This window comes from Helicobacter suis, from assembly GCF_902196125.1.
In the GTDB taxonomy this organism is placed as follows: domain Bacteria; phylum Campylobacterota; class Campylobacteria; order Campylobacterales; family Helicobacteraceae; genus Helicobacter; species Helicobacter suis_B.
On record NZ_CABIKG010000032.1, the window covers coordinates 1 to 3757 of the forward strand.

2 protein-coding genes and 2 pseudogenes are annotated in these 3757 nt (G+C 40.5%); all 4 read right to left on the bottom strand.

Annotation, left to right across the window (positions count from 1 at the left end; translation table 11 throughout):
* Window positions 1-594, bottom strand: a pseudogene (locus G6Q00_RS08065) (phage portal protein family protein); the annotation flags it as partial.
* Window positions 595-735, bottom strand: a complete 141-nt coding sequence (locus G6Q00_RS08070; RefSeq protein WP_163532738.1) for a hypothetical protein — start codon at window positions 733-735, stop codon at window positions 595-597.
* A 125-nt stretch (window positions 736-860) separates the two neighbouring features.
* Window positions 861-1208, bottom strand: a complete 348-nt coding sequence (locus tag G6Q00_RS08075) for a hypothetical protein (protein WP_163532739.1) — start codon at window positions 1206-1208, stop codon at window positions 861-863.
* 40 nt (window positions 1209-1248) lie between these two features.
* Window positions 1249-3757 (bottom strand): annotated as a pseudogene (locus tag G6Q00_RS08080) (hypothetical protein); the annotation flags it as partial.

The window sequence follows — 3757 nt, forward strand, 5'->3', positions numbered from 1 at the left end:
TAATTCTTTGTCGTCCTCAAAGCCATCGCTTTTAAGAATGAGTGGCGGTACGCTTAGATTTTCTAAATAAGTCATGTATTTACTCATGGCTACAAACTTTAGCGCGGCTATGGATAAAACACGGTAACAAACAGAATTGAATACATCAATTTGTCCCACTTTGAGTACATCAGCGCGATTATCTAAATAAATACGCTGGCTGCCTGAATAGACAAATACATTGCCTTCTAAATCACAATTTAGATATTTTGCGTCAATAGGGCTATAATTCAAGCCGCCGTTTTTATAACCTCTAAAAAAGTAAGCACACCCAAAAAAAAGCGCATCTGTCATGCTAAAAACAAAGTGATACCACCCGTGCTTTTGAATCTTGTTAAAGGCCTCTTGCAATTTCAGATCGCTACTTTCTAAGACCACCGGTAAACGCGCCACTAACAAACGCCTTTTATAGACTTCTGCGCTCACTTGTGGATCAAAGCGCAAAAAATAGCGCCCCACTTTAGTGATCTCCTCAAAGCGCTCAGACTGCAGCGCGTTTTTAATCAGTTCATAGCTTAAAGTATCTGGGATCAAATGGGGTTGAGTCAATCGCATTTACTCTCCATTAATAATATTTGAAAATAAGGCCACAGCGTTTTTTAACACGCGTAAAGCCTCTACTTTATCAAAGTTGTATTTCTTGCACACCTCAAAGGCCGCCATTGTGTCTAATTGCACGCTAATATAATCACTCATGCCCCCCACTGGCTTAAGATGAGTAGATAAAATAAAGCATTCTAAAAGCTCTAAAACTTCTAGATCGCTGCTCTCTTCCTCAACTAATAAAGTTGTACCTTTAATTCTTAAGGCATGTTGCTTAATTAGGCTTTCAAATTGGGCTTTTTTGCTTTTTTGAGTACCTCTAACTCCTCTTGTACAAAGTTTAAAAAATCCGCGCTTTTGCCATTTTGCTTAAGCGTTTCTAAAAATTGATCTTGAATCTCTTGGGCGTTTTGCTCATCGGAGATACATTCCAAATTATCCGCGATAATTTCATTTTGGGTTTGAAAAAATGAATCTAGCGCGCTTTGGTTTTGCACCTGCATACTTAAGCTAGCTAGTTGTTTGTTTTGATAATCATTTAGCGCATAGTAGCGAAAGCGCTGTTCTTTGCCCGCAAGTGTGGTGCTAAATTCTATAAAGCTACGATCTATTTTAAAAACGGCCATTGTCTTTCCTTTTTGCTTATTTTAGACTAGCCTGTAACTTCTATTGCGCATTTAGCGCTTGTGATCGCTGCAAACTTAACATATTTTGTAAAGTGGCTAGAATTTTGCTATCAATGCTATTAGCCGTTTTTTGCTCTAGGCTAATGCCTTGTCCTTTTTGCTTAGTTTTAAGCAACATCAAATCAACGCGGTACTTCTCGCGATTTTCTCTTAATCTGTCCTCCGCCTCTTTGGTTTTCTTAGCCGCGTTTGCTTGGTTATTTAGCACTTCCTCTAAGCTTTTATGTGCCTCTGCTGCTTGCTTAATACACTCCCCTACTTGGGTAACTTGTTCAATTAAATAGGGGGCAGGATTTGCGGCTAACATGTTATCCATCCATTCTAGGTAGTTATCCATGTTCACCTCTGCCGTGTAATTCATGTTTTTTAGAATGCGCTCTTTTTCAGAGTTAGCTAAATCCATTATGTATTGAAATTTCTTATCACTCTGCCCTTTAAAATCATACAGCCAAGTGGTGTAATCTTGTTTCTTTTTCATTAAACCGCTAAAAGCCTCTTGAATGGCCTTATTAATATCTTTACCTATGCTATTGGCATAGTCTTGCCAGATGTTGCGCACCGCGCTAACCGCCTCGTTTTCTTGGCGTCTAATCTTAGCCGCTACTCTGCTATGCCACCAGCCTTTACCTAAATCCCAGCTTTGCGCTTCATAGGCATCTATTAATTCCTCCCCTTGTCTTAATTGTGATCTAGCAATATCCCACTTATTGCGCTGAATATTAGGGGCTCTGTCTGTAACTTCGGTATATCTAATCTCCTCAACGATTCTAGTTTGCATGCCCATAATCGCGCCGATAAAATCATCAGCGCTACCAATTAACGCGGTTGAAATATCTTTATACCTGCCCGCTGAAATACTCAAACTCTTATAAGCCCCGGTAAATTGCGCGATCAATCCCTCATAAGTAAATAAGCTTTTTTTGATCTGCTCACTCGCATAAGTGCCCACTTGGCTGTATTCTGTCCAAAATTTCTTAGAAGTTTTGCTAACTAGCCCCCACCATGTTTTATTAGTAGTGGTTTGTTGCATGTCTTTAAAATACTTCGCGTTAACTTCTTTAGATGTGGCTGTATTAAAAAACTCAATGCCTTTATTAACTAAAGTTGTTTCAACCTTTTTTGAACTAAAGCCCCCTATGAGTGTGCCTAACACTCCCCCAAAGACTCCGCCTAATACGGGGCCAAGTGGGCCTAAAATGGGGGTTAATGCCGCGCCCACTCCAGCGCCCGCACCACTGCCAATGAGATTACCCGTTTTCATTCTTTTTTGCGCGGCTTTATCCCCTTGAGTGTCAATCAAACCCCCTACTAAATTCCCACTAGCCACACCCGCGCCAAAGCCAGCCAATGCTAAGCCTAACTTTTCAAACCCCCCTTTTAACACGGCCTCAAACTTGCCTAAAAAGCTATCCCCATCAATTTTAAAACTATCCCCTAAAATGCCCTTAAGCGCTCCGCTAAGATCACCCTTTAAAATAGGGGCTAAAAAGCCTTGTTTAAAACCATCGCTTGCCATACTCACAAAGCTATCACGCGCCCCCTCAATGCCATTGCTCAAACCACTTTGAAAAACCCCGCTTAAATCTAAGTTAAACGCGCCTTTAACCCCCGTTTTAGCCGCATTTATTGCTTTTAAATTAGCCTCATGTTGGGCGCTTTCTAACTCATAGAGTTTATTAGCTTGATCTATGCTCATCTTATTAGCCGCCACTTTGGCCGCTACTTCTTTGTTTAAGTTGGCGATCTCTTGTTCGTGTCTAAGCTTTTCTAACTCAATTTGTTTTAAAGTGCCCTCTTGCATTAAGTTAATGGCGCGTTGCTTTATATTTAACTCGTTTTGCAAATACTCTTGATTATTCGCAATTGCTAGCGCGTCGGCGGCTTCTTTGGCCTTTTGTGCCTCTAATTGTGCCGCCTCTTGTATATCTTTGATCTTTTTATTATGCAAAGCACTAAGGGCGTTATATTGCTTATTAATTTGATCAAGGGAAAGCGCTCCGCTTTCAAGCTTTTTAGCGCTCTCCTCATTTAAGTGGCGTATTTGTTGTTCATAGGCTAGATTTTCCTTAGCGATATTTTGATCTAATCCCGCGCTCATTAACTCTATTTTAGTCTTAGCCATTTGCTCTAAGTAGTCTAATTGCGCGCTATTTCTCTCTTTTGCCATAGATTCATTTAGCGCGGCGATTAGGCGTTTTTGCTCTTTAAGCGCTAGATTTTTATTAACCCCAGCCTTAATCCATTCTTGCGTTTTTTGCTTAATATCATCAATCTTTTTAGCATATTCACTCATAGAGGAGCGGGCTAGATCGTGCAGAGCTTTAGCTAATTCCTCCGCCTTTTTAGGGTCTACTTCTTTTTTAATATTCCATTCAAGCGCGCCTAATTTAGGGCTTGTTGTGGCGCTAGTTTGCACTTTAGGCACAGAAATAACGCCACTAGCTTTTTTATCCACTTTAGTGGCGCTAGTGAGTGGCTGAAAGTCTTTA